This is a genomic window from Streptomyces sp. NPDC099050 (genome assembly GCF_044759865.1).
In the GTDB taxonomy this organism is placed as follows: Bacteria; Actinomycetota; Actinomycetes; order Streptomycetales; family Streptomycetaceae; genus Streptomyces.
The window spans coordinates 42,887-65,372 of record NZ_JBIWAE010000010.1; the positions used below are offsets into that span (position 1 = coordinate 42,887).

16 protein-coding genes are annotated in these 22,486 nt (G+C 70.6%); 9 read left to right on the top strand and 7 right to left on the bottom strand.

The annotated features are described in order from the left end of the window. Positions 1 to 77: 77 nt before the first annotated feature. Positions 78 to 1,592: an amino acid permease gene (locus tag ACIQV3_RS18570; protein ID WP_403713471.1), complete on the top strand. Its 1,515-nt coding sequence runs from the start codon at positions 78 to 80 to the stop codon at positions 1,590 to 1,592. A 20-nt stretch (positions 1,593 to 1,612) separates the two neighbouring features. Continuing rightward, positions 1,613 to 2,128 carry a GNAT family N-acetyltransferase gene (locus ACIQV3_RS18575; RefSeq protein WP_403713472.1) on the top strand — a complete coding sequence of 172 codons (516 nt, stop codon included), beginning with the start codon at positions 1,613 to 1,615 and terminating at the stop codon, positions 2,126 to 2,128. A 58-nt stretch (positions 2,129 to 2,186) separates the two neighbouring features. Here the strand turns inward: ACIQV3_RS18575 and ACIQV3_RS18580 are convergent, their stop codons facing one another. Next, complete coding sequence (locus ACIQV3_RS18580) at positions 2,187 to 3,263, bottom strand: LCP family protein (RefSeq protein ID WP_403713473.1); 1,077 nt, start codon at positions 3,261 to 3,263, stop codon at positions 2,187 to 2,189. Positions 3,264 to 3,522: 259 nt separating this feature from the next. Between ACIQV3_RS18580 and ACIQV3_RS18585 the strand changes: the two genes are divergently transcribed. The 6 genes from ACIQV3_RS18585 (at position 3,523) to ACIQV3_RS18610 (ending at position 13,635) form a co-directional block, all read left to right on the top strand. Beyond that, positions 3,523 to 5,025, top strand: a complete 1,503-nt coding sequence (locus ACIQV3_RS18585) for a hypothetical protein (RefSeq protein ID WP_403713474.1) — start codon at positions 3,523 to 3,525, stop codon at positions 5,023 to 5,025. A 216-nt stretch (positions 5,026 to 5,241) separates the two neighbouring features. Further along, positions 5,242 to 6,423, top strand: coding sequence for a CDP-alcohol phosphatidyltransferase family protein (locus tag ACIQV3_RS18590; RefSeq protein ID WP_403713475.1), 1,182 nt, complete (start codon positions 5,242 to 5,244; stop codon positions 6,421 to 6,423). Continuing rightward, complete coding sequence (locus ACIQV3_RS18595; protein ID WP_403713476.1) at positions 6,420 to 10,859, top strand: glycosyltransferase; 4,440 nt, start codon at positions 6,420 to 6,422, stop codon at positions 10,857 to 10,859. The genes ACIQV3_RS18590 and ACIQV3_RS18595 overlap by 4 nt, the downstream gene beginning before the upstream one ends. A 19-nt stretch (positions 10,860 to 10,878) precedes the next feature. Continuing rightward, positions 10,879 to 11,658 carry a rhamnogalacturonan acetylesterase gene (locus ACIQV3_RS18600; protein WP_403713477.1) on the top strand — a complete coding sequence of 260 codons (780 nt, stop codon included), beginning with the start codon at positions 10,879 to 10,881 and terminating at the stop codon, positions 11,656 to 11,658. Next, on the top strand, positions 11,655 to 12,383 hold the full coding sequence (locus ACIQV3_RS18605; RefSeq protein WP_403713478.1) for a hypothetical protein: 729 nt from the start codon (positions 11,655 to 11,657) through the stop codon (positions 12,381 to 12,383). The genes ACIQV3_RS18600 and ACIQV3_RS18605 overlap by 4 nt, the downstream gene beginning before the upstream one ends. Beyond that, positions 12,376 to 13,635: a phosphodiester glycosidase family protein gene (locus tag ACIQV3_RS18610; RefSeq protein WP_403713479.1), complete on the top strand. Its 1,260-nt coding sequence runs from the start codon at positions 12,376 to 12,378 to the stop codon at positions 13,633 to 13,635. The genes ACIQV3_RS18605 and ACIQV3_RS18610 overlap by 8 nt, the downstream gene beginning before the upstream one ends. A 90-nt stretch (positions 13,636 to 13,725) precedes the next feature. Here the strand turns inward: ACIQV3_RS18610 and ACIQV3_RS18615 are convergent, their stop codons facing one another. From ACIQV3_RS18615 to ACIQV3_RS18640, 6 genes are all read right to left on the bottom strand, one after another. After that, the gene (locus tag ACIQV3_RS18615) at positions 13,726 to 15,858 is read right to left on the bottom strand and encodes a 3-hydroxyacyl-CoA dehydrogenase NAD-binding domain-containing protein (RefSeq protein ID WP_403713480.1); all 2,133 of its coding nucleotides are present in this window, start codon (positions 15,856 to 15,858) and stop codon (positions 13,726 to 13,728) included. Further along, a complete protein-coding gene (locus ACIQV3_RS18620; RefSeq protein ID WP_112447308.1) occupies positions 15,855 to 17,081 on the bottom strand; it encodes an acetyl-CoA C-acyltransferase in 1,227 nt (408 codons plus the stop codon). Before ACIQV3_RS18620 ends, ACIQV3_RS18615 begins: the two co-directional genes overlap by 4 nt. 131 nt (positions 17,082 to 17,212) lie before the next feature. Then, positions 17,213 to 17,989 (bottom strand): ferritin-like domain-containing protein, encoded by a 777-nt coding sequence (locus ACIQV3_RS18625; protein ID WP_403713481.1) that lies wholly within the window; start codon positions 17,987 to 17,989, stop codon positions 17,213 to 17,215. Positions 17,990 to 18,125: 136 nt separating this feature from the next. Continuing rightward, on the bottom strand, positions 18,126 to 19,439 hold the full coding sequence (locus ACIQV3_RS18630; protein WP_403713482.1) for an HRDC domain-containing protein: 1,314 nt from the start codon (positions 19,437 to 19,439) through the stop codon (positions 18,126 to 18,128). A gap of 133 nt (positions 19,440 to 19,572) precedes the next feature. Next, the gene (locus tag ACIQV3_RS18635; RefSeq protein ID WP_214956508.1) at positions 19,573 to 20,235 is read right to left on the bottom strand and encodes a response regulator transcription factor; all 663 of its coding nucleotides are present in this window, start codon (positions 20,233 to 20,235) and stop codon (positions 19,573 to 19,575) included. Between the two features lie 332 nt (positions 20,236 to 20,567). After that, positions 20,568 to 21,230, bottom strand: coding sequence for a DUF3000 domain-containing protein (locus ACIQV3_RS18640; RefSeq protein WP_243331447.1), 663 nt, complete (start codon positions 21,228 to 21,230; stop codon positions 20,568 to 20,570). A gap of 91 nt (positions 21,231 to 21,321) precedes the next feature. Between ACIQV3_RS18640 and hemE the strand changes: the two genes are divergently transcribed. Further along, positions 21,322 to 22,386, top strand: a complete 1,065-nt coding sequence (gene hemE, locus ACIQV3_RS18645) for a uroporphyrinogen decarboxylase (RefSeq protein WP_403713483.1) — start codon at positions 21,322 to 21,324, stop codon at positions 22,384 to 22,386. The last annotated feature ends 100 nt before the right edge of the window (positions 22,387 to 22,486 follow it).

Consider the following 22,486-nt stretch of genomic DNA (forward strand, 5'->3'; position numbering starts at 1 on the left):
CCGGGAGGTTCACCCTTGGAGGGTGGGCCTTCCGGCCCGTTTCGTTTCGATGCGGTCTGCCCTGCGGAGGTGCGTCGGTGAGTAGGAACCTGAACGGTCCCTTCCGTACCAAATCTGTCGAGCAGTCGATCCTCGACACGGAAGAGCCGGAACACGCGCTCAAGAAGTCGCTCTCCTCGTGGGACCTGACCGTCTTCGGCGTCGGCGTGATCATCGGCACCGGCATCTTCGTCCTCACGGGCAAGGTCGCCAAGGAAACCGCCGGCCCCTCCACCGCCCTCGCGTTCGTCGCCGCCGGCATCGTGTGCGCGCTCGCCGCCCTGTGCTACGCCGAGTTCGCCTCGACCGTCCCGGTGGCCGGATCCGCGTACACCTTCTCGTACGCCTCGATCGGCGAGCTGCCCGCCTGGATCATCGGCTGGGACCTCGTGCTGGAGTTCGCGCTCGGCACCGCGGTCGTGGCCGTCGGCTGGTCGGGGTACGTCCGCTCGCTCATGGACAACGCCGGCCTGCACCTGCCCGCCTCGCTCCAGGGGCCCGACGTTCCGGGCGGCAGCTTCGACCTGCTCGCCTTCGTCCTGGTCCTGGTGCTCACCGCGATCCTGGTCGTCGGGGTGAAACTGTCCGCGCGGATCACCGCGGTGGTCGTCGCGATCAAGGTCACGGTGGTGCTCATCGTGATCATCGCCGGCGCGTTCTTCATCACGAAGTCCAACTACACGCCGTTCATCCCGCCGGCCGAACCCCAGACGGGCGGCTCCGGACTGGATGCCCCGCTCGTCCAGCTCCTCTTCGGCTACGAGCCCACCAACTTCGGCGTCATGGGCATCTTCACCGCCGCCTCCGTGGTCTTCTTCGCCTTCATCGGCTTCGACGTGGTGGCCACCGCCGCCGAGGAGACCAAGCTCCCGCAGCGGGACATGCCGCGCGGCATCCTCGGCTCGCTGATCATCTGCACCGTGCTCTACGTGGCGGTCTCGATCGTGGTGACCGGCATGCAGAACTACAAGGAGCTCTCCGTCAGCGCCCCGCTGGCCGACGCCTTCAAATCCGCCGGCCATCCGGTCTTCGGAGGCATCATCAGCTTCGGTGCGGCGGTGGGCCTGACCACGGTCTGCATGATCCTGCTGCTCGGCCAGACCCGGGTGTTCTTCGCGATGAGCCGCGACGGACTGCTGCCGCGGTTCTTCTCGCGGACCCACCCGAAGTTCCGTACGCCCTACCGTCCGACGATCCTGCTCGGCGTGGTCATCGCGATCGTCGCCGGCTTCACCAGCATCAACGAGCTGGCGACCCTGGTGAACATCGGCACGCTCTTCGCCTTCGTCGTCGTCGCGCTCGGCGTGATGGTCCTGCGCCGCACCCGGCCCGACCTGCACCGGTCCTTCCGCACCCCGTGGGTGCCGTTCGTGCCCATCGTGTCGATCGCCGCGTCGGTCTGGCTGATGCTGAACCTGCCGGCCGAGACCTGGCTGCGCTTCGGGATCTGGATGGTGGTCGGCATCGCCGTCTACTACCTCTACGGGAAGCGGCACAGCCGCCTGGGCCGGGGCGAGGGCATGACCCCGAACCCGGCGCGCGAGGGCCGCTGACGCTGTCCTACGGTGAGGGCATGGAGATCACCGTAAGACTGGAACCCTGGGCGGAAGACGACTTCTGGCTGCTGCTGCGCAAGAACGAGCCGGCCATGACGGGGCACCTGGGCGGCCCGGAGACCGAGGACAAACTCCGGGACCGCCACCGGCGCTATCTGGCGCTGAGCGCCCGGGAGCCGGGGGCCGGGCGGATGTTCCGGGTCGTGGCCGACGGGGAGAGCGTGGGCAGTGTCGGCTTCTGGGAGCGCCTCTGGGAGGGCGAGGAGGTCTACGAGACCGGCTGGGGCATCCTCCCCGAGTTCCAGGGCCGGGGCCTCGCGGCCGGCGCGGCCCGCGCCCTCGTCGCCCACGCGGGCGCCCACGGCACCCGCCGCCACCTGCACGCCTTCCCGTCCGTCGACCACCCGGCCTCCAACGCGGTGTGCCGCGCGGCGGGGTTCACGCTCCTCGGGGAGGTGCGGTTCGAGTACCCGCCGGGGGAGTGGCACGCGAGCGGGAACTGGCGCGTGGCGCTGGGCGGCGACGGCTCCTGACGCCGGCGAGCCCCGGCCCCCATCGGGGGCCGGGGCCGCGAGCCGCGAGCAGTGTCGGTCAGCCGCCGGTGGCGGGGGACTTCTTCGCCGAGGCAGGAATCGGCTGGTCGTTGCGCAGGGCCTCCCACAGCTGGCCGGCCTGCGGCTCGACGGCGACGACGCGGTTCTTGTTGATCTTGTCGTAGTTGACCGGGAGCATGATCGTCTCCATGGTCGCCGGATCCACGCCCTTCATGCTCTGGGCGAAGTCCGACAGGCCCTTGAGGGAGTCGAGTTCGGCGTCCGTGGTCAGCGCCTTGGTGCCGGCGTCGGCGAGCTTGTAGAGCCGGGCCGGGCTGCTGAGGACGTCCTGCTTCTGGATCTCGGACAGCATCGCGATCATGAACTTCTGCTGCAGGTCGATGCGTCCGAGGTCGCTGCCGTCGCCGTAACCGTGGCGGGTGCGAACGAACTTGAGCGAGTCCTCGCCGTTCAGACGGTGCGTGCCGGCCTCGAGGTTCAGGCCGCCCTTGATGGGCTTGTCGAGGGTGACGTCCACGCCGCCGAGCGCGTCCACGAGCTCCTTGAAGCCGGCGAACTCCACCTTCACCAGGTGGTCGACACGGACGCCGGACATCTTCTCGACGGTCTTGACGACACAGGCCGGGCCGCCGGTCCCGATGACGCTGTTGATCATGACGCGGTTCGCGCCCGCGACCGACTTGCCGTTCTTGTCCTTGCACTCGGGCCGGGTCACGAGGGTGTCGCGGGGGATGCTGATCGCGGTGGCCTTCTTACGGCCCTCGGGTATGTGCACCAGCATGTTGGTGTCCGAGCGCGAGCCGCTGACATCGCCCTGGTCGAGCTCGCCGTTGGCACCGGCGCGCGAGTCGGAGCCGAGCACCAGGATGTTCTGCCCGCTGTCCGGGACCTTCGCCGGCCGGTTGTCGACGCCGATCTCCTGGTTCAGGTCGACGCTGTCGATGTTCTCGTTGAGGTGGTTGTACGCCCACCAGCCGGTGCCGGCGGCGCCGAGCAGGAGCAGGACCACCACCACCAGGACGATCTTCATCGCGCGGCGGCCGCGTGACCTGGGCGGACGCGCTGCACGCCGCCCGGTGTTCCGATGGCCGGGCGTGGCGGTCTGTTGGGTCATACTGCTCGAATCCTCGGGGCCTCGGTCGGCTGACGGACGGCGCGGTGGGCCGGATGCCGCTGCACTATAGGCAGATTTTCAACTCGAACGGGAGAGCGCCTATCGTCTTCGGGGTCGGTATGGAGTGGATAAGCGCAGCGCGAGGGGAATGGGGAGCGAGCCAATGGTCCGAGCGACCGGACGTCGGACGAGACGCGGCGCCACGCCCTCCGGGCAGACCTCGGCGGCCCCGCGTACGGGGGTCGCCCGGACCGGTCCGGTGGCGATCGTCGTGGCCACGCCCGGCGATGCCGTCCCCCTGATCGCCTCGGAGCCGGACGGCTCGGCGATCGAGATCGTCTGCCTCGACGGCGGCACCGACTCCGAATACCGCGCTCTGGAAGCGGTTGTGGCCGAGGCGCGCCGGCGCGGCTGCCGGTTCTCCGGAGACCCCTTCGTCCTGGACGCGGGAGTGGGCAGCGTCACGGGCCAGATCCTCGACGTCTTCCACGAGACCGGGCCCGTCCGCGTGCGCACGCTGGACCCGGATCCCACGCACGTCGGCTACGACAAGGAGCGAAAGCTCCCCATCGTCCACGAGCCGCCGGCCCGCGGCCAGGCCGCGCGCAGCGCCCTGAGGGCGGCCCGCCGGTATCAGCGGGCCGTCGGCGTGCCGGTCTTCGTGGACTGCCGCGCGGCCGGCACGGACCCCGGGCTCCGTCCCGAGTCCGCCGGCCGGTACCCGCTGCCGTCCCGGTGGCTGGTCAGCGGCAAGGACGGCCGGCTGTCCGCGTACCTGCCCACGGCCGCCGGCGTCGCCCGGTGGACCGAGGGCCGCACCGAGGCCGAGGGGTGGAGCGGACCGGAGCTGCTCGAAGGACCGGACCTGATGCCGGGGCTGACCGTGGTCCAGGGGCCCGACGGGTACGCGTACCTGATCGGTCTGAGCCGGAAGGACCGCAAGGAGGGCGGCGCCGACCTCGAGGTGGTGTACGCCGCCCAGTACCAGACGGGCCGGCCGCTGGGGCCGTGGGTCAAGCTCGGCAACCCCCACACGTCGTGGCAGGTGGCCCGCTCCATCGGGTTCCCGGTGGCCGCCTTCGCCGCCGACGGCTTCATGCACGTCTTCGTCCGCAACTTCGGACGGGGCATCAGCGTGCTCAAGCAGTCCCCGAAGGGGGCGCTGAGCAGCTGGGAGGCCCTGCGCGGGCGGAAGGTCGCCGACGAGATGGCGGTCTTCGCGTCGCCCGACGGCAGTGTGCACCTCGTGGCCCGGACCCGTGACGGCGATGCCGCCGTGCACTGGTACCACGGGAGCACGGCGGCGGGATGGCAGGAGGACCGCCGGATCCCGGTGAGCCCGCGCGCCGGCAGCCTGTCGGCCGCCCCGGAATCCGGGACGGTGCGCTTCCGCTACGCGGCGACGAACGAGGTCTGCGTCTGGTGGCCGGGCGCCCATGCGCCGATAGGCCTCGGCGGACCCGACGGGGACGGACCGGTCACCGGGGTCGTGGGCGCCGACATCCAGGGCTGGGGCTGCACGGTGCTCGTGCGCGGCGGCCAGGGGGGAGTGCCGGCGATCGGCGCGCACCCGGACGGCCGGCCGGACACGGGGGTGTGGTGGTCGCCTTCGGGGGAGCGCTCGATCGTTCCGCCCGCCGCTGCCTTCGACAGCCAGGGCCGTGTGGTGATCGTCACGGTGGGAATGGACGGACGGCTGCGCGTCGCCCGGCAGCAACTGGGATCCGATGGCCTGGAGTTCACTCCCTGGCGTGTCCAGTAAGGCTGTTTGATCCGACCCTGCGCCGGTTTGCCGGGGGTGGCTGTCGACTTCTGGCCTAGCTCGCGTCTGTCACGTCTTGCTAAAGTCTGAAGAACGCCCTTTACCTGAACCATAAGTGAACGGTTGGGGTCGCTGGCCGCCACTTGCCGTCACACGTGATCACAGGATGAAGGTTCTGCCTGTACATCCCGTGCCGGTGTCGATGACTGAGGGGTTATGTCCAAGCTGTCACTGAAGGCCGTCCAGAAGCTGACCTGCAAGAAGCGGGACGCCTGGTGGACAGTCCTTCTGGTCGACCCGATAGCGACCCGTCTCGTCTGTGTGCTGGCGCGATGGAACTTCGTCACGCCGAACCGGGTGACGTGGGCCGCGCTTTTCGTGGGCTTGGGCTCGGCGTACTTCTTCTTCCAGGGCGACTGGGTCTCGCTGTGCATCGGCGCCGCCCTGTACCACCTCAGCTTCATCCTCGACTGCATCGACGGCAAGCTCGCCCGGCTCAAGGGCAACGGGACCATCTTCGGCGGCTGGCTCGACTACGTCTTCGACCGCATCCGCGTCCTGGTCTGTGCGCTGACCCTGATGGGCGGGCAGTTCGTCCAGAACGACGAAGAGGTGTACCTGCTCGCGGCCCTCGTCGTGATCTTCCTCGACATGCTCCGCTACGTCGACGCCCTCCAGATCTACAAGATGCGCATGTCCATGCGCGCCAAGATCGCCGCCGTCACCCTCGCCCGCCAGGCGGAACAGGGAGTCGAGGAGGAGGAGCGCAAGGTCGTCTTCATCGAGGACCTGCTGCGCGAGAACCCCCTGGGCCAGGCCGACGAGCTCAAGCGCCAGAGCACGGACGCCGAGCAGGCCGAGGTCATCGACCTGCACGAGCAGTTCCGCGAGAAGTTCCCCTGGTACGCGCGGGTGCGCCACGCGCTGGTGCAGAGCCGCATCCGGCCGCACCTCATCAGCGGCATCGAGTTCCAGATGTTCATCTTCATCGTCGGTCCCGTCATCGGTCACATCCTGTGGACCACGGCGGTGTCGGCCGTACTGATGGGCGGCTTCGAGCTCGTCATCATGTTCAAGTTCTGGCTCTCCACCCGGGACTTCACGCGCACGATGGAACGCCTCGACCCCGGCAACATCCCGACGCGCGCGGGCTCCATAGCCGAGCACCTGCACGCCGGACGCCACCGCCGGCGCGGCGAGGTCGACCTGCGCGAGGTGGAGGAAGCCGCCCAGCGCTTCCCCGCCCCCGAGCCGTACGAGGACCCCGGCTTCGTGCCGTACCCCGCGCCCTACCCGAACGAGTACACGGGCGTGGCGACGGACACCATGCAGCTCTCCAAGATCCCGGCCCAGGCCCTGCGGCCCGGCTACGTCGAACCGGAGCACTACTCTCGATGAGCTTCCCGGCCGACATATCGCACTACGGCGTCACCATCGTCATACCGGCCTTCAACGCGAGTGCCACGCTCGCCCGGGCCCTCCAGTCGGCCCTGGCGCAGACGCACCGCGGGGTCGAGGTGCTCGTCGTCGACGACCGTTCCACGGACGGCACCCTCGCCCTCGCCCACCAGTTCGCGGCCCAGGACGGACGCGTCCGGGTCATCGAGCGGCCGCAGAACAGCGGCGGTTGCGGCGCGCCCCGCAACAACGGCATCGAGGCCGCCTCCGGCCAGTTCGTGATGTTCCTCGACGCGGACGACGAGCTCCCGCTCAAGGCCGCCGAGACGCTGCTGTCCTCGGCACTCGTCACGGGCTCCGAGATCACCGCCGGCCGTGTCGTGCGCATCAACCACGCCACGGACGAGCTCACCGTCTGGCAGCCCCAGCTCTACCCGGCCGACCAGACGGTCGCGGGCCTGAGCGGCATGCCCGAGCTGATCGACGACCCGATCGCCGCCGGAAAGCTGTACCGCCGCGACTTCCTCGACAACCACGGGATCCGCTTCCCCGAGGGCGTCTTCTTCGAGGACACCTACTTCTCCACGGTCGCGAACTTCCACGCCCGCTCCTTCACCATCCTCGCCACCCCGGTCTACCGGTGGATGTGGGAGCGGGAGTCCGATCAGCCGTCGATCACCAACCGCCGCCACGAGCTGCGCAGCATCCGCGACCGCGTCCTGGTGCACCAGTACACCGACAGCTTCCTGCACAGCGTCGGCCGACCGGACCTGCTGGCCCGCAAGGGCGCCAAGTTCCTCTCGCACGACCTGCGCCTGTACACGCCCGAGCTGCGCACCGGCGACCACGCCTTCCACAGCGGATTCCTCACGGCCGTCGCCCCGTACCTGCACAGCCTGGACCCGGGCACCTTCGAACTGTGCGGCCCCATGGAGCGGATCCGCGCCTTCGGCCTCATGCACGGACGCGTCGACATCGCGGTGTCGGCCTCCGACTACATGAAGCGCCGCAGCGTCATCAGCTCCGACATCGTGGAGCGCGACGGGCGCGTGTTCTGGTCCGGGTCGCTGCTCGGCTACCCGGACGCGGCGAGCTTCCTCGAAGTCACCGAGCTGGAGCTGACCGGCCAGAAGCTCGCCGACTCCCGCATGTACAACAAGGCCGAGTCGATCGAGATGGTCGACGGCGAGCTGCACATCTCCGGCGCGATCCGCAACCAGTTCAGCCGGTTCGCCGCCGATGACAAGGTCGAGCTCATCGCCGTGCTGCGGCGCCGCAGCACCAAGGCTGACCACCACTTCCCCGTCTCCGGTGTGGAGATCGACAAGGACTGGATCCGGTACCACACCACCATCGACCTCAAGGCCACCCTGGACAAGACCGACCGGGTGGGCAACTGGAACTTCTTCGTCCAGCTCCGGCACGCCGGCGAGCGGGTCTCCACCGCGCTGAACATCAGCGGTGTGGACGTCGCCGGCATGCGGCACTCCATCGACACGGGCGTCTTTGAGGTCTACGAGACCGTCAGCGGCAACCTCGGCCTGCGCCCGGAGACCGGGGAGCAGAAGGTCAAGACCTCGGACCGGGGCACCCCGTGGCGGTGGTGGCAGAGCGCCGCACCGACCGGCCCCGTGGAACTGCCCGAGAGCTACGCCGCCACCCTCGTCGTCCACTGCCACAACGACGAGTACCACCTGCGCGAGTTCCTCGCCTCGCTCGTGGCCCAGCGCAGCTTCGCCCGCACCCAGGTCGTGTTCGTCGACGACGGCTCGAACGACAGCACCGACCGGCAGCTCGCGGCCTTCGCCGCCTACTACCCCAACACGGGCGTCGTCACCCAGCACAGCCTGGGCGCCGCCGCCGCCTTCGACCACGGCCTGCAGTACGCCGCCGCGCCCTACGTGATGTTCGCGCGCGCCCGCGACATCCTCGGCGAGGACTCCATCGGCCGGCTCCTCGCGGCCGCCCTCAAGGTGAAGGGCGCCGACGTCGTCGCCGGCCAGGCCGACAACTTCCCCGGCCCGTGGCGCAGCGAGGACGAGCCGTGGCAGCGGTACTTCACGGCCAAGGACAGCGTCCGCAGACTGACCGACGCGCCCTACCTCGTCTTCTCCACCCTGCTCGGCGGGAAGCTCTTCAAGACCTCCTACATCCGGGAGCACGGCTTCCGCGGCGGCCCGGGCCCGGGAGTGGAGGACGACTGGTTCACCGTCCCGGCCGTGCTGTACGCGCGGACCGTGGCCATCGCGCCGGACGCCCGCTTCTTCGAGCGTGACGAGCAGAACCAGAACTCGCTCTTCGACTCCCCCTGGAACGACCCCGTCAAGACGGTGGACCGGATCCGGCTGGCCGCACACGTACTGGCCTCGGTGCAGGGAGCGCCGCCGCGGACCATCGTCCTGGCCCAGCGCTTCGTCGTCCGTACCCTCCAGCCCTACGTGCGCAACATGCACCGCATCATGAGCCGGCCCGAGCTCGCCTCGATCCTGCCCCTGCTGGGGTCGGTCTACAGCCAGATCCCCGACGACGTGATCCTGCAGTACGCCGTCCACCCGCAGTCCAAGGTCCAGCACCACGCGATCGTCACGGGCAACCTCGACCTCTTCGCGGACCCGCTCGGCGCACCGGAGTACCTGCCCACGCTCTTCCTCGACGAAGAGGGCGTCTACCGCAGACTGGTGTCCGACCCGGTGCGGACCACGCTGCTGCGCGTTCCGCGCGCCAGCGCCGTCCTGGAGACCTTCGACTGGACCGGCGGCGAGATCCACTTCGAGGGGCTCCTCGTCCTCTCCGGCGTGGACATCAACACCCGCTACACCAACGAGCTCCAGCTGGTCCTCTCCGACGGGCAGCGCGAGGTGACGCTCCCCGTGGAGCAGAACTACCGCCGCGACCGCTGGCGCACCCGCAAGAACCAGGACTGGTTCTCCGGCTGGCGCGCCACGGCCCGCCCGGGCACCCTCGACGCGCTGGCCAACACCGAGCTGTCCATGGTGATCCGGTTCGTCGACCAGGACCGCCACCACGACGTCCCGCTGGCGGCCCGCCAGATGCTCCACCGCTTCAAGGGCGTGCACACCCGGGGCAGGCAGCGCTTCGTCGTGTCCATCGACGACGAGGAGCAGGTCACCGTCCGCTGGGTACGCGGCTTCGGGGCCCGGTGCAAGGACAAGCTGCGCCGGTTCAAGTGGGAGCTGCGCAACTCGCTGCCGGGGCGCCCCGGCTGGCGCACGCGCCTCATGTACTGGTTCACGTACCCCTACCTGCACAACCGGGGCATCTGGATCATCGGCGAGCGCGAGGACACCGCCCAGGACAACAGCTACCACCTGTTCAAGTGGATCCGGCAGAACCGGCCCAAGACCAAGGTCTACTACTCGATCAACGGCGACTCCCCCGACTGGGACAAGGTCGCCCGGTACGGGCAGGTCATCGACCGGCTGTCATGGAAGCACCGCGCCTACCTGCTCCACGCGGAACGCCTCATCAACGCCTACGACCTGGAGGCCTACCTGGGCTTCCCCGGCCTCCTCAAGCGGGCGTTCCTGCGCGGTTACGGCGACCTGCTGCGCTACAAGCGGGTGTTCCTCCAGCACGGAGTCGTCTACAACGACGTCGTGGCCTCCATCCACGGCCAGGCCACCAACGTCGACATGGTGCTCACCACGGGCCGCAGCGAGCGCTCGTACTACGCGGAGCACTGCGGCTACGGCTACGCGCGCGTCGCCGCGACCGGCCTGCCCCGCTTCGACGCCCTGGAGCCGGTGAACGGACCGCGGCGGATCCTGGTCATGCCGACCTGGCGCCGCGACATCGTGGCGCCCTCGTACAACAAGGCGGCCAAGCCCGAGATCCCGTTCGCCGCGTCCGAGTACTACCGGTTCTTCTCGGCGCTGCTGCGCAACGAACGGCTGCTGAGCGCGCTCCAGTACTACGGCGTGGAACTGGAGTTCATGCCGCACTACGAGATCCGCCCCTACCTGAACCACTTCAAGATCGACCATCCATCGGTCACGGTGTCCACGACGGGCCGCGACGTGCAGCTCGCGATGCGCGAGTGCTCGATGCTGGTCACGGACTACTCATCGGTGTTCTTCGACGTGGCGTACATGGGCAAGCCCATCGTCTACACGAACTTCGACGACGAGTCCTTCTACAGCAAGCACTACAAGCGGGGCTACTTCGATCTCGCCCGGGACGGCTTCGGACCGGCCTGCCGGACGGTCGACCACGCCGTCCAGGAGATCATCGCCACCATCGAGCGGCAGTTCGAGGTGGAACCGCAGTACCGGCGGCGCGCCGAGGAGTTCTTCGTCCTGCGCGACACCTCCAACTGCGAACGGGCCTTCCAGGTCATCGAATCCATGGACGCCAACATCGCCGGCGACCAGCGGGCGCAGCTGCACCTCGGGGCACGAGGCTTCGGGGAGTTCTGAGACACATGAAGGACGCACCATGACGGCAATCTTCCTGTCCGGCGGATCGAGCGTGTGCAGCCGCCAGGGCAGCATGGCCCCCATGACGGGCTGGGGGCAGGCGATGCCGCTCTTCATGCAGGGCGTGGACGTGATCAACTGCGCCCGGGCCGGGGCCAGCACCAAGAGCTTCATGGAGCGCGGCAGGCTCGGCTGGATCATGGAGAACATCCGTCCCGGCGACCTGCACCTGATCTCCTTCGGCCCCAACGACATGAAGCCCGGCGCCGGCCTGCACACCGAGCCCTTCGACGACTACCAGGGCAACCTGCGGCGCTACGTCATCGAGACCCGGCTACGCGGCGCCCACCCCGTCCTCGTCCCCAGCCACGAACGCGCGGTCTTCGACCGGTTCGGCAACTTCCGCCGGCCGCTGAAGCTCTACCCGGCCGCCAAGCGCGAGGTGGCGGCGCAGATGTCCGCGCCCCTGATCGACCTCAACGAGTGGAGCGTCGCCTGGTGGCGGCAGCTCGGCCCGCAGGGCTGCAAGCAGGTCTTCCTCTACCTGGAACCAGGCGAGCACCCCAACTACCCCGACGGGGTGGGGGACAACTCGCACCTGCGACCGGTCGGCGCCGTGGAGTGCGCGCGGTTCGTCGCCGGCGAGCTGCGCTCGCGCGAGCTGCTGCCCGCCCCGTTCTTCCGCAACCTGGAGAACCAGTTCGACGCGAACCAGGCGGTGCAATTCCTGGACGACGTCGAATTCGACCGGCTCACCAAGGAGCGGGTCGGCGCGGCGATGGTGGGAGCGACGGCATGAGCGGCGAAGCAACGACCTGGTTCCCCGTGGTCCGCGCCTGGATCACCCAGGGCGCCTTCAGCGGTGTGCTCGACCTGGCGGCCTCGGCCGACCCCGGCCGGCCCCTGGTCCCCGGCCAGGAGTTCACCCTGGCCATGACCCTCACGCCCAGCGGCGGCGCGTACCGGACCTACGGCTACGTCCTCGGCGACACCCTGGGCGACGCGGTGGTCATGGGCGGCCTGAACGGCCTGCGGCTGCTGAAGAACGGCCGCTACATGGGCTTCGCCTCCGGCACCGAGGCCGTCACCCACACCTGCACCGTGAAGGTGAAGCCGGACGCCCCCGACGGCGCGATCACGCTCCCGCGCGTGGTGGTCGGCCTGATGCCCGCCGAGGGCGACAAGCTGATCCCCAGCTCCGGCATCGAGGACCAGGGGTTCTGGATCCGCCGCCACAGCGTCCCCGGCCGGGCCCTGCACCTGCCGCCCGGCGCCCAGGTCACCCTGCCCCCGGACGCCGAGCGCGGTCTGCGCCGCACCGGCGTGGGCATCCCCCGCCAGGGCATGCTGCACTGCGCCCCGGACGGCACGGTGGTCTACCAGGCCCCCGCCTCCTACCAGGGCTACGACTTCTTCACCTGCACCTACGAGGACGAGGCCGGCCACTCCGTGCGTTCGCACGTCACCATCCGGATAGGCGACCTGGGCATGTCACCGGGGGCACTGAGTGCCTTCCGTGGCTAGGCGCGCCCGCCTGGCAGCCGCCCTGGTCATGGCCGTGACACTGGCGGGATGTTCGAGCGGATCGGACTTTCCGGAACCCGGGTTCTCCTCCCGGGCGCCGGTCCCGGACGGGGCACTGCCCAGGGGGGTCACCTACAAGGAGTTCACCCGCAAGCTCGACGGCCGCGCGGTGTCCCACGTCCAGATGCTCGCGATCCGCCCCGACGCCGAGGTCCGGGCCGGGGCCGTGCACGGCAGTTCCCTCGCCCACGCCGAGACCGTACGGGAGATGGCCTCGGCCGCCGGAGCGGTGGCCGCCGTCAACGCCTCCTACTTCGACATCAGCACCGGCAAGAACTACGGCGGATACGACGGGGACCCCCTCGGCCTGTACACCGAGGGCGGCCGGCTGCTCAGCGAGGCGACGAACGGCCGTACGGCCCTGCTGCTCGGCACCCGGGACGGCAGGCTCGACGCCCGCATCGACGAGGTCACTACGGAAGGCCAGGTGATCTCGGACGACGGCGCACGCGGGGAACTGGACGGCATCAACCGGGTCGCGGGCCGCGTCCTGGGCTGCGGAGGCGTGGGCGGCGACCGCCTGGCCGTCACGGAAGAGCCGATGGAGGAGCCGTACGGCGGTCTGTGCACGGACGTGGACGAGCTCGTCGCCTTCACCGAGGAGTGGGGCGACCGTACGCCCCCCGGCCCCGCGGGCAGCATGGAAGCGGTCCTCGACGGTGACGGGCGGGTCGTGGACCTGCGCAAGCCCGCCGGCGGGCGCGTACCCGCGAAGGGCAGCACGCTCTACGCGACGGGCGGATCCGTGGACTGGCTGGAGTCCCACGCCCGCAGGGGCGACCGGATCAAGCGCTCCGTGCAGATGAACGACATGGTGGGCCTCCCCGTGGGCGGTCCGGTCGAGACGGCGGTGGGCGGCCGTTACCGGCTGCTGAAGGAGGGCGAGTCCGCACTCGGCGCCGCCGCCTCCACCCCCAGGAAGGCTCCGCGCACGCTGGCCGGCATCACCGAGGACGGCGCGCTGCTCCTGGTCACGATCGACGGCCGCAATCCCGGCGTGGACGCCGGAGCCACGCTCGCCGAGGCCGCCGAACTCATGGCCTCGCTCGGTGCCCAGGACGCGATCGGCCTCGACGGCGGCGGGTCCACGAGCATGGTCGTGCTCGGGGAGCTGCGCAACAACCCGCGGGAGACCCCGGGGAAGGTCATCGAACGGCCCGTGGCCAACGCGCTGGCGCTCTTCCCGCGCTGAGCCCGGCAGACCGCGTACGAAGAAACGGCCGGTGCCCACCACCCCTCGCGGGGCGGCGGACACCGGCCGTCGTCGTACCCGAGGTCCGGATCAGACCGGAACGCTCGCCAGGCCGGGGGCCAGGAACTTCTTGCCGTTCACCCGCTCGGAGACGCCCTCGCGGTCCAGGTACGGCGTGACGCCGCCCAGGTGGAAGGGCCAGCCCGCGCCCGTGATGAGGCAGAGGTCGATGTCCTGGGCCTCGGCCACGACACCCTCCTCCAGCATCAGGCCGATCTCCTGCGCCACCGCGTCCAGGACGCGGTCACGGACCTGCTCCTCGGTCAGGACGACATCGCCCTGCACCAGGAGGGCGGCGACCTCGGGGTCCAGCTCCGGCTTGCCGGAATCGTAGACGTAGAAGCCGCGCTTGCCGGCCTTGACGACCGCAGCGAGGTTCGGGGAGACGGTGAAGCGCTCCGGGAAGGCGCGGTTCAGGGTCTCGGAGACGTGCAGACCGATCGCCGGGCCCACGAGCTCCAGGAGCACCAGCGGGGACATCGGCAGGCCGAGCGGCTCGATGGCCTTCTCGGCGGTGACCACCGGGGTGCCCTCGTCGATGACGTTCTGGATCTCGCCCATGAAGCGGGTCAGGATGCGGTTCACGACGAACGCCGGGGCGTCCTTGGTGAGGACCGCGGTCTTCTTCAGCTTCCGCGCGACACCGAAGGCCGTGGCCAGCGAGGCGTCGTCGGTCTGCTCACCGCGGACGATCTCCAGCAGCGGGAGGATCGCGACCGGGTTGAAGAAGTGGAAGCCGACCACGCGCTCCGGGTGCTGGAGCTTGGAGGCCATCTCGGAGACCGACAGCGAGGAGGTGTTGGTGGCGAGGATCGCGTGCGCCGGGGCGACCGCCTCGACCTCCGCGAACACCTTCTGCTTGACGGACATCTCCTCGAACACGGCCTCGATGATGAAGTCCGCGTCCGCGAAGCCCTCGGCCTTGTCCAGGACGCCCGTCACCAGGGCGGTCAGGCGGTTGGCCTTGTCCTGGTTGATGCGGCCCTTGCCGAGCAGCTTCTGGATCTCGGCGTGGACGTAGCCCACACCCTTGTCCACGCGCTCCTGGTCGATGTCGGTGAGGACCACCGGCACCTCCAGGCGGCGCAGGAACAGCAGCGCCAGCTGCGAGGCCATCAGGCCCGCGCCGACGACGCCGACCTTGGTGACCTGGCGGGCCAGGTTCTTGTCCGGGGCGCCGGCCGGGCGCTTGGCGCGCTTCTGGACCAGGTTGAAGGCGTAGATGCCGGAGCGCAGTTCGCCGCCCATGATGAGGTCGGCCAGGGCCGCGTCCTCGGCGTCGAAGCCCTTCTGCAGGTCACCGTCCTTGGCAGCCTCGATGATCTCCAGCGCGCGGTAGGCGGCCGGGGCCGCGCCGTGCACCTTGGAGTCGGCGATGAAGCGGCCGCGGGCGACCGCCGCGTCCCAGGCCTCGCCGCGGTCGATCTCGTCGCGGACGACCTCGGTGGTGCCGTTCAGCACGTTCGCGGTCCACAGGAGCGACTGCTCCAGGAAGTCCGCACCCTCGAACAGGGCGTCGGCGATCCCGAGCTCGAAGACCTGCTTGCCCTTGAGCTGGCGGTTCTGGTTGAGCGAGTTCTCGATGATCACCGAGACCGCGCGGTCCGCGCCGATCAGGTTCGGCAGCAGGGCGCAGCCGCCCCAGCCGGGAACCAGGCCGAGGAAGACCTCGGGGAGCGAGAAGGCCGGGATGGCCTTGGAGACGGTGCGGTAGGTGCAGTGCAGACCGACCTCGACACCGCCGCCCATCGCCGCGCCGTTGTAGTACGCGAAGGTGGGGACGGCCAGCGCCGCGAGGCGCTTGAAGACGTCGTGGCCGCCCTTGCCGATGGCGAGCGCCTCGTCGTGCTTCTTCAGCAGCTCGACGCCCTTGAGGTCGGCGCCGACCGCGAAGATGAACGGCTTGCCGGTCAGGCCCGCACCGACGATGGAGCCCGCGAGGGCCTCCTGCTCGACCTGGTCGATCGCCGCGTTCAGGTTGGCGAGGGACTGCGGGCCGAAGGTGGTCGGCTTGGTGTGGTCCAGGCCGTTGTCCAGCGTGACGAGCGCGAAGCGCCCGGCGCCGAAGGGCAGGTCCAGGTGGCGTACGAGCGCGCGCGTGACGACCTCGTCCGGGAACAGCTCGGCCGCGCCCTTCAGGAGCTCAGTGGTGGTGGTGCTCACTTGCTGTCTCCCTCGGCGGTGAAGTTCGGGTTCTCCCAGACGACCGTGGCGCCCATGCCGAAGCCGACGCACATGGTGGTCAGGCCGTAGCGGACCTCAGGCTGCTCCTCGAACTGACGGGCCAGCTGGGTCATCAGGCGCACGCCCGAGGAGGCGAGCGGGTGGCCGAAGGCGATGGCCCCGCCGTACTGGTTGACGCGGGCGTCGTCGTCGGCGATGCCGTAGTGCTCCAGGAACGCGAGGACCTGGACCGCGAAGGCCTCGTTGACCTCGAAGAGGCCGATGTCGTCGATCGTCAGACCGGCCTGGGCCAGCGCCTTCTCGGTGGCCGGGATCGGGCCGTAGCCCATGACCTCCGGCTCGACACCCGCGAAGGAGTACGAGACCAGGCGCATCTTGACCGGGAGGTTGTTCTCGCGGGCGAAGTCCTCGGACGCGATGATCGCGGCCGTGGCACCGTCGTTGAGACCGGCGGCGTTGCCCGCGGTGACGTTGCCGTGGACCCGGAACGGGGTCTTGAGGCCCGCCAGGTTCTCCAGCGTGGTCCCCGGACGCATCGGCTCGTCGGCGGTGACCAGGCCCCAGCCTGTCTCGCCGGCCGCCTCGTTGTTGTTGCGCACCGAGATCGGCACCAGGTCCTGCTGGATCTTGCCGTCGGCGTACGCCTTGGCGGCCTTCTCCTGCGAGCGCACGGCGTACTCGTCGGCGCGGAGCTTGGTGATCGTCGGGTACCTGTCGTGCAGGTTCTCGGCGGTCATGCCCATGAACAGGGCGGACTCGTCGACCAGCTTCTCGGAGACGAAGCGGGGGTTCGGGTCCACGCCCTCGCCCATGGGGTGGCGGCCCATGTGCTCGACACCGCCGGCGAGGGCGACGTCGTACGCACCGAAGGCCACGCCGCCCGCGACGGCGGTCACGGCGGTGAGCGCGCCGGCGCACATGCGGTCGATCGAGTAGCCCGGAACGGACTGCGGGAGGCCCGCGAGAATGCCGGCCGTGCGGCCCAGCGTCAGGCCCTGGTCGCCGATCTGCGTGGTCGCGGCGATGGCGACCTCGTCGATCTTCGCGGGGTCCAGGTCCGGGTTGCGGCGCAGCAGCTCCCGGATGGCCTTGACGACGAGGTCGTCGGCGCGGGTCTCGTTGTAGATGCCCTTCGGGCCCGCCTTGCCGAACGGGGTGCGGACGCCGTCGACGAAGACGACGTCCCTGACGGTACGAGGCACGTTGGCTCTCCTCCAGGTGCGGGTGTGCACTGCTGCGCGGGGGCGCGCCCAATCACTGAGCGCCCGCTCACCTCATCATGCTACTTGCCGGTAACCGGCATGCACAGCCCCCCTGGGAGGAGCGGCGAAGGTCACACTCCGCGACCCCGCCGCACATCCGGCACGAAGGAGCGTGTGGCGGTGGCGGAGGCAGTGGTGGTGGCGGCTCCCATGGCCGCGGCCATGGGAGCCGAGGAGCGGACGGTGTCCGCGACGAAGACGCGCCGGCGGACGCCCAGGGTGCGCAGGGCCGGGCCGTGGTCGACCGCGACCACCGTGGCCGCGGCTGCCAGCGCTGCCCGCCATCCGAGCAGGGCGGCCCGGCGGGCCGGCGCGGGGAGGGGGGTCAGGGCCTCGTGCAGGCGCAGGCAGTGGAAGGGGACGTGGCGTTCCTCGTCGGTCAGGATGCGGCCCGCGACCTCCGAGGCCAGCGGATCGGCGGCCCCGTCCCGCACGGCCCGGTAGTACCGCAGCGCCACCACCTCCGCCACCATCAGGACGAGCAGCTCCACCCGCAGGCCCAGCAGCCGCCGCAGCCAGACGAACACGGTGTCGCTCCAGTGCCCGGCCAGCGTTCCCGCGCCCCCGGCCTCCAGCAGCAGGGCCAGCATCCGCGCGTGGTTCTGCTCCTCGGCCACGAAGAGCCGTACGGCCCGCGCGTACACCGGGTCGCCCGCCCGGTCGGCCTTGCCGATCAGTGCGGAGCCGTCCCCGTCCTCCCCGACCTGGAACCGCTGCAGGCTCCGGATCAGCTCCGGAGGCAGTGCGGCGGGCCGGTCCCAGTCGGGATCGCCGCGCTCGGCCCGCCGCTCCCGCTCGGCCTCGAAGTCGGCCAGCCACGTGTCGTGTCCCCACCCATGTTTGATCACGTTCAAAAAACTAGTGGTCTTTGAGCGTGTTCAAAAGGAGCCGGGTCCGGCTGTAGCGGAACCGGGACATGGCGGAGCCCCCCGGCCCGAGGGTCGGGGGGCTCCGCCATGTCCCGCGGGCGCGGGCGCGGGTGCGTCAGTCTTCGGGCTCGGGCTCGGGCACCGCCACGGGCGCGGTCGCGGCCAGGGCCGTGACCAGGGCGTCCGTCACCTGCTCGATCTGCCACGGGCGGGCTCCGTAGCCCGCCAGCGCCTCGGCCACCGCGTCGGCCTCCAGCCGCAGCGGCGGCTCCCAGCACAGCCGGCGGACCGTGTCGGGGGTGATCAGGTTCTCCTGCGGCAGGTTCAGCCCCTCCGCCAGCGCCGACACGGCCGTCCGGGCCGCGGCCAGCCGCGCCGCTGCCTCCGGGTCCTTGTCCGCCCAGGAACGCGGCGGCGGCGGACCCGCCGGGGTGGCCCCCGGCTGCGGCAGTTCGGCCTCGGGCAGGGCCTTCGCCCGGTCCACGGCCGCCATCCACTGGTCCAGCTGGCGCCGGCCCATGCGCTGCCCGTAGCCGGGCAGGGCGGAGAGGGCCTGCACGTTCAGCGGCATGGAGAGCGCGGCCTCGACGATCGCGGCGTCACCCAGCACCTTGCCCGGTGACACGTCACGTCGCTGCGCGATCCGGTCCCGGGACTCCCACAGCTCCCGGACCACGGCCATCTGCCTGCGCCGGCGCACCTTGTGCATGCCGGAGGTGCGGCGCCACGGGTCCTTGCGCGGCGGCGCGGGCGGCGCGGCGCAGATGGCGTCGAACTCCTGGTGGGCCCAATCCAGCTTGCCCTGCCGGTCCAGCTCCTTCTCCAGCGCGTCCCTCAGGTCCACGAGCAGCTCCACGTCGAGCGCGGCGTAGCGCAGCCACGGCTCGGGGAGCGGACGGGTGGACCAGTCGACGGCGGAGTGGCCCTTCTCCAGCGAGTAGCCGAGGACCCCTTCGACCATCGCGCCGAGTCCGACCCGCGGGAAGCCGGCGAGGCGGCCGGCCAGCTCGGTGTCGAAGAGGGAGGTGGGCGCCATGCCTATGTCGCGCAGGCAGGGCAGGTCCTGGGTGGCTGCGTGCAGGATCCACTCGGCGCCGGCCAGGGCCTCGCCCAGGGAGGAGAGGTCGGGGCAGCCCACCGGGTCGATCAGTGCGGAGCCCGCGCCTTCGCGGCGCAGCTGTACGAGGTAGGCGCGCTGGCCGTAGCGGTAGCCGGAGGCGCGCTCGGCGTCCACGGCGACGGGGCCGGTGCCCGCGGCGAAGGCCGCGACCACCTCGGCGAGCGCGGCGGCGTCGGCGACCACCGGGGGGATGCCCTCACGGGGTTCTAGCAAGGGAATCGGCAGCCCGTCGGACGAAACCTCGTCGTCCGGGGGGCCGCCCCCGGTGGTGGTGCGCAGGCCTGCTGCGGTTTCTTGGGCGTCGGTCACCGGTCAAGGGTATCCGTGGATGCGACGCGCCCGTCGCCGGAACGTTCCGGCGACGGGCGCGAGGGGGGAGGACGGACGTTTCCCCGGGTTCTCCGGGAGTTCTCCCGGGGTCCTTCGGGGGATATCGGCCGGTTCAGTGGATGATCCCGGTCCGCAGGGCGACGGCGACCATCCCGGCCCGGTCGCCGGTGCCCAGCTTGCGGGCGATCCGTGCGAGGTGGGACTTGACGGTCAGGGCGGAAAGGCCCATCGAAACGCCGATGGCCTTGTTGGACTGGCCCTCCGCGACGAGGCGCAGGACCTCGACCTCGCGGCCGGAGAGCTCTCGGTAGCCGCCCGGGTGGCTCGGGGCACCCGGGGGGCGGCGGTGCATACGGGCCGCGGCGGCGCCGATGGGGGCGGCGCCGGGCCGGGACGGGAGCCCGATGTTGGTCCGGGTGCCGGTGACGACGTAGCCCTTCACTCCGCCCGCGAGGGCGTTGCGCACGGCGCCGATGTCGTCGGCGGCGGACAGGGCCAGGCCGTTCGGCCAACCGGCGGCCCGGGTCTCGGACAGCAGGGTGAGGCCGGAGCCGTCGGGCAGGTGTACGTCGGCCACGCAGATGTCGCGCGGGCTGCCGATGCGTGGACGGGCCTCCGCGATGGACGAAGCCTCGATCACGTCGCGTACTCCGAGGGCCCACAAATGGCGGGTCACGGTGGAACGCACGCGCGGGTCGGCCACGACGACCATGGCCGTCGGCTTGTTCGGGCGGTAGGCGACCAGGCTTGCGGGCTGCTCGAGAAGAACGGACACCTAGGCCTCCTGGGGGGGAGTGGCGGGACGGCCGGCTCGGGGAAGGAAGCCGGTGCGAACCGTGCGGATGGTCTATGACTCCTTCGGCACGTCACCCGCCCGGCTTTAGGGAATGATCACGATTTGGTGAGTAACAATTCGGGCAATTCGGACGCACGATCGATCATAGGGTGATCAGAAGCCCGCAACGGACGCCCTGTAACGACATCCGGCCCGGCATCGGGGTGCGGGCCGGCGCGGGTCCGGCAGGGGTGCGGCGCGGGTCCCGCAGGGCCCCGGCCTCGCGGAACGGCCCCGGAGCCACCCCGGAACCGCCCGGAACCACCCCGGAACTACCCCTGAGGGTGATGCGGTCCGCGCCGCTGGGGCAGCGAGACCACGCCGGTCACCGTCTCGGTCGGGCCCACCGGCGGCAGCCCCGCGATCTGGCACAGCAGTTCGCACCAGGCCGACAGGTGTGCGGCGGTGTCGGGCACCCCGCCCACCCCCTCGCGCGGGGTCCACGAGGCCCTGATCTCGATCTGGGTCGCCGGCCGCCGCTCTCCGAGCCCGCCGAAGTAGTGCGAAGCGGCCATCGTGACGGTCCCGCTCGCCTCCCCGTACGTCAGCCCGCGCGCGTCCAGCGCCCCCGTCAGCCAGGACCAGCACACCTCCGGGAGGAGCGGGTCCACGGCCATCTCCGGCTCCAGTTCCGCCCGTACGAGCGTCACCAGCCGGAAGGTGCCCTGCCAGGCGTCGTGCCCGGCCGGGTCGTGCAGGAGGATGAGCCGGCCGTCGGCCAGGTCCTCGTCGCCGTCCACGACCGCCGCCTCCAGCGCGTACGCGTGGGGCGCCAGTCTCTGTGGCGGCTTGGTGGGATCGATCTCGATCCCCTGCCGCAGCCTCGCCTTCTTCAAGCCGTCGACCGCCCGCCGGAACGGGAGTGGGACGGAGCTGTCCTTCGCGCTGTCCGTACCGTCAGCGCCATCTGAAAATCGTCCCTGAGCCGCAGCCATGCGGGGAAGACTAGGCGGAACGAGCCCCCGTACGGCGCAGCCACACCCGTGCCGGGCCGGGCACTTCTTCATACGTGCGAAGATTTGAGTCGTGAGCGCCAACACCCGCCCCACGGGCACGCCGAGCCAGACGTACGATTCCGCCTTCCTGAAGGCGTGCCGGCGCGAGCCGGTGCCGCACACCCCCGTGTGGTTCATGCGACAGGCGGGGCGCTCGCTCCCCGAGTACCGCAAGGTGCGCGAGGGCACGCAGATGCTGGAATCCTGCATGCGGCCCGACCTGGTCACCGAGATCACGATGCAGCCCGTCCGCCGCCACAACGTGGACGCGGCCATCTTCTTCTCCGACATCGTGGTCCCGCTGAAGGCCATCGGCATCGACCTGGACATCAAGCCGGGCGTCGGCCCGGTCGTGGCCCAGCCGATCCGCCGCCGCGAGGACCTCGCACAGCTGCGCGACCTCACTCCGGAGGACGTCTCGTACGTCACCGAGGCGATCGGCATGCTCACGGGTGAACTGGGCTCCACGCCGTTGATCGGCTTCGCCGGCGCGCCTTTCACCCTCGCGAGCTACCTGGTCGAGGGCGGCCCCTCCAAGAACCACGAGCACACCAAGGCCCTCATGTACGGGGACCCGGAGCTCTGGGCCGATCTGCTCGACCGCCTCGCCGAGATCACCTCCGCCTTCCTGAAGGTCCAGATCGAGGCCGGCGCCTCCGCGATCCAGCTCTTCGACTCCTGGGTCGGCGCGCTCGCCCCGGCGGACTACCGCCGCTCGGTGATGCCCGCCTCCGCGAAGGTCCTTCAGTCCGTCGCCTCCTACGGGGTCCCGCGCATCCACTTCGGCGTGGGCACGGGTGAGCTGCTCGGCCTCATGGGCGAGGCCGGCGCGGACGTCATGGGCGTCGACTACCGCGTCTCCCTGAGCGACGCCGTCCACCGCGTCGGCCCCGGCAAGGCGCTCCAGGGCAACCTGGACCCGGCGGTCCTCTTCTCCACCACCGAGGCGGTCGAGACCAAGACCCGCGAGGTGCTGGACGCCGCGGCGGGCCTGGAGGGCCACATCTTCAACCTGGGTCACGGCGTCCTCCCGACGACCCCCCCGGACGCCCTGACCCGCCTGGTGGACTACGTCCACACGCAGACGCAGCGCTAGGCCCTGCGGGGCGCCGCGGCGCGGCTGAGGCTGGATCGCCCGCAGGGCGATTCCAGCCTCGCCGGCGTTTGGGGCGCGGGGTCCGTGGCGGAGCCCGGGG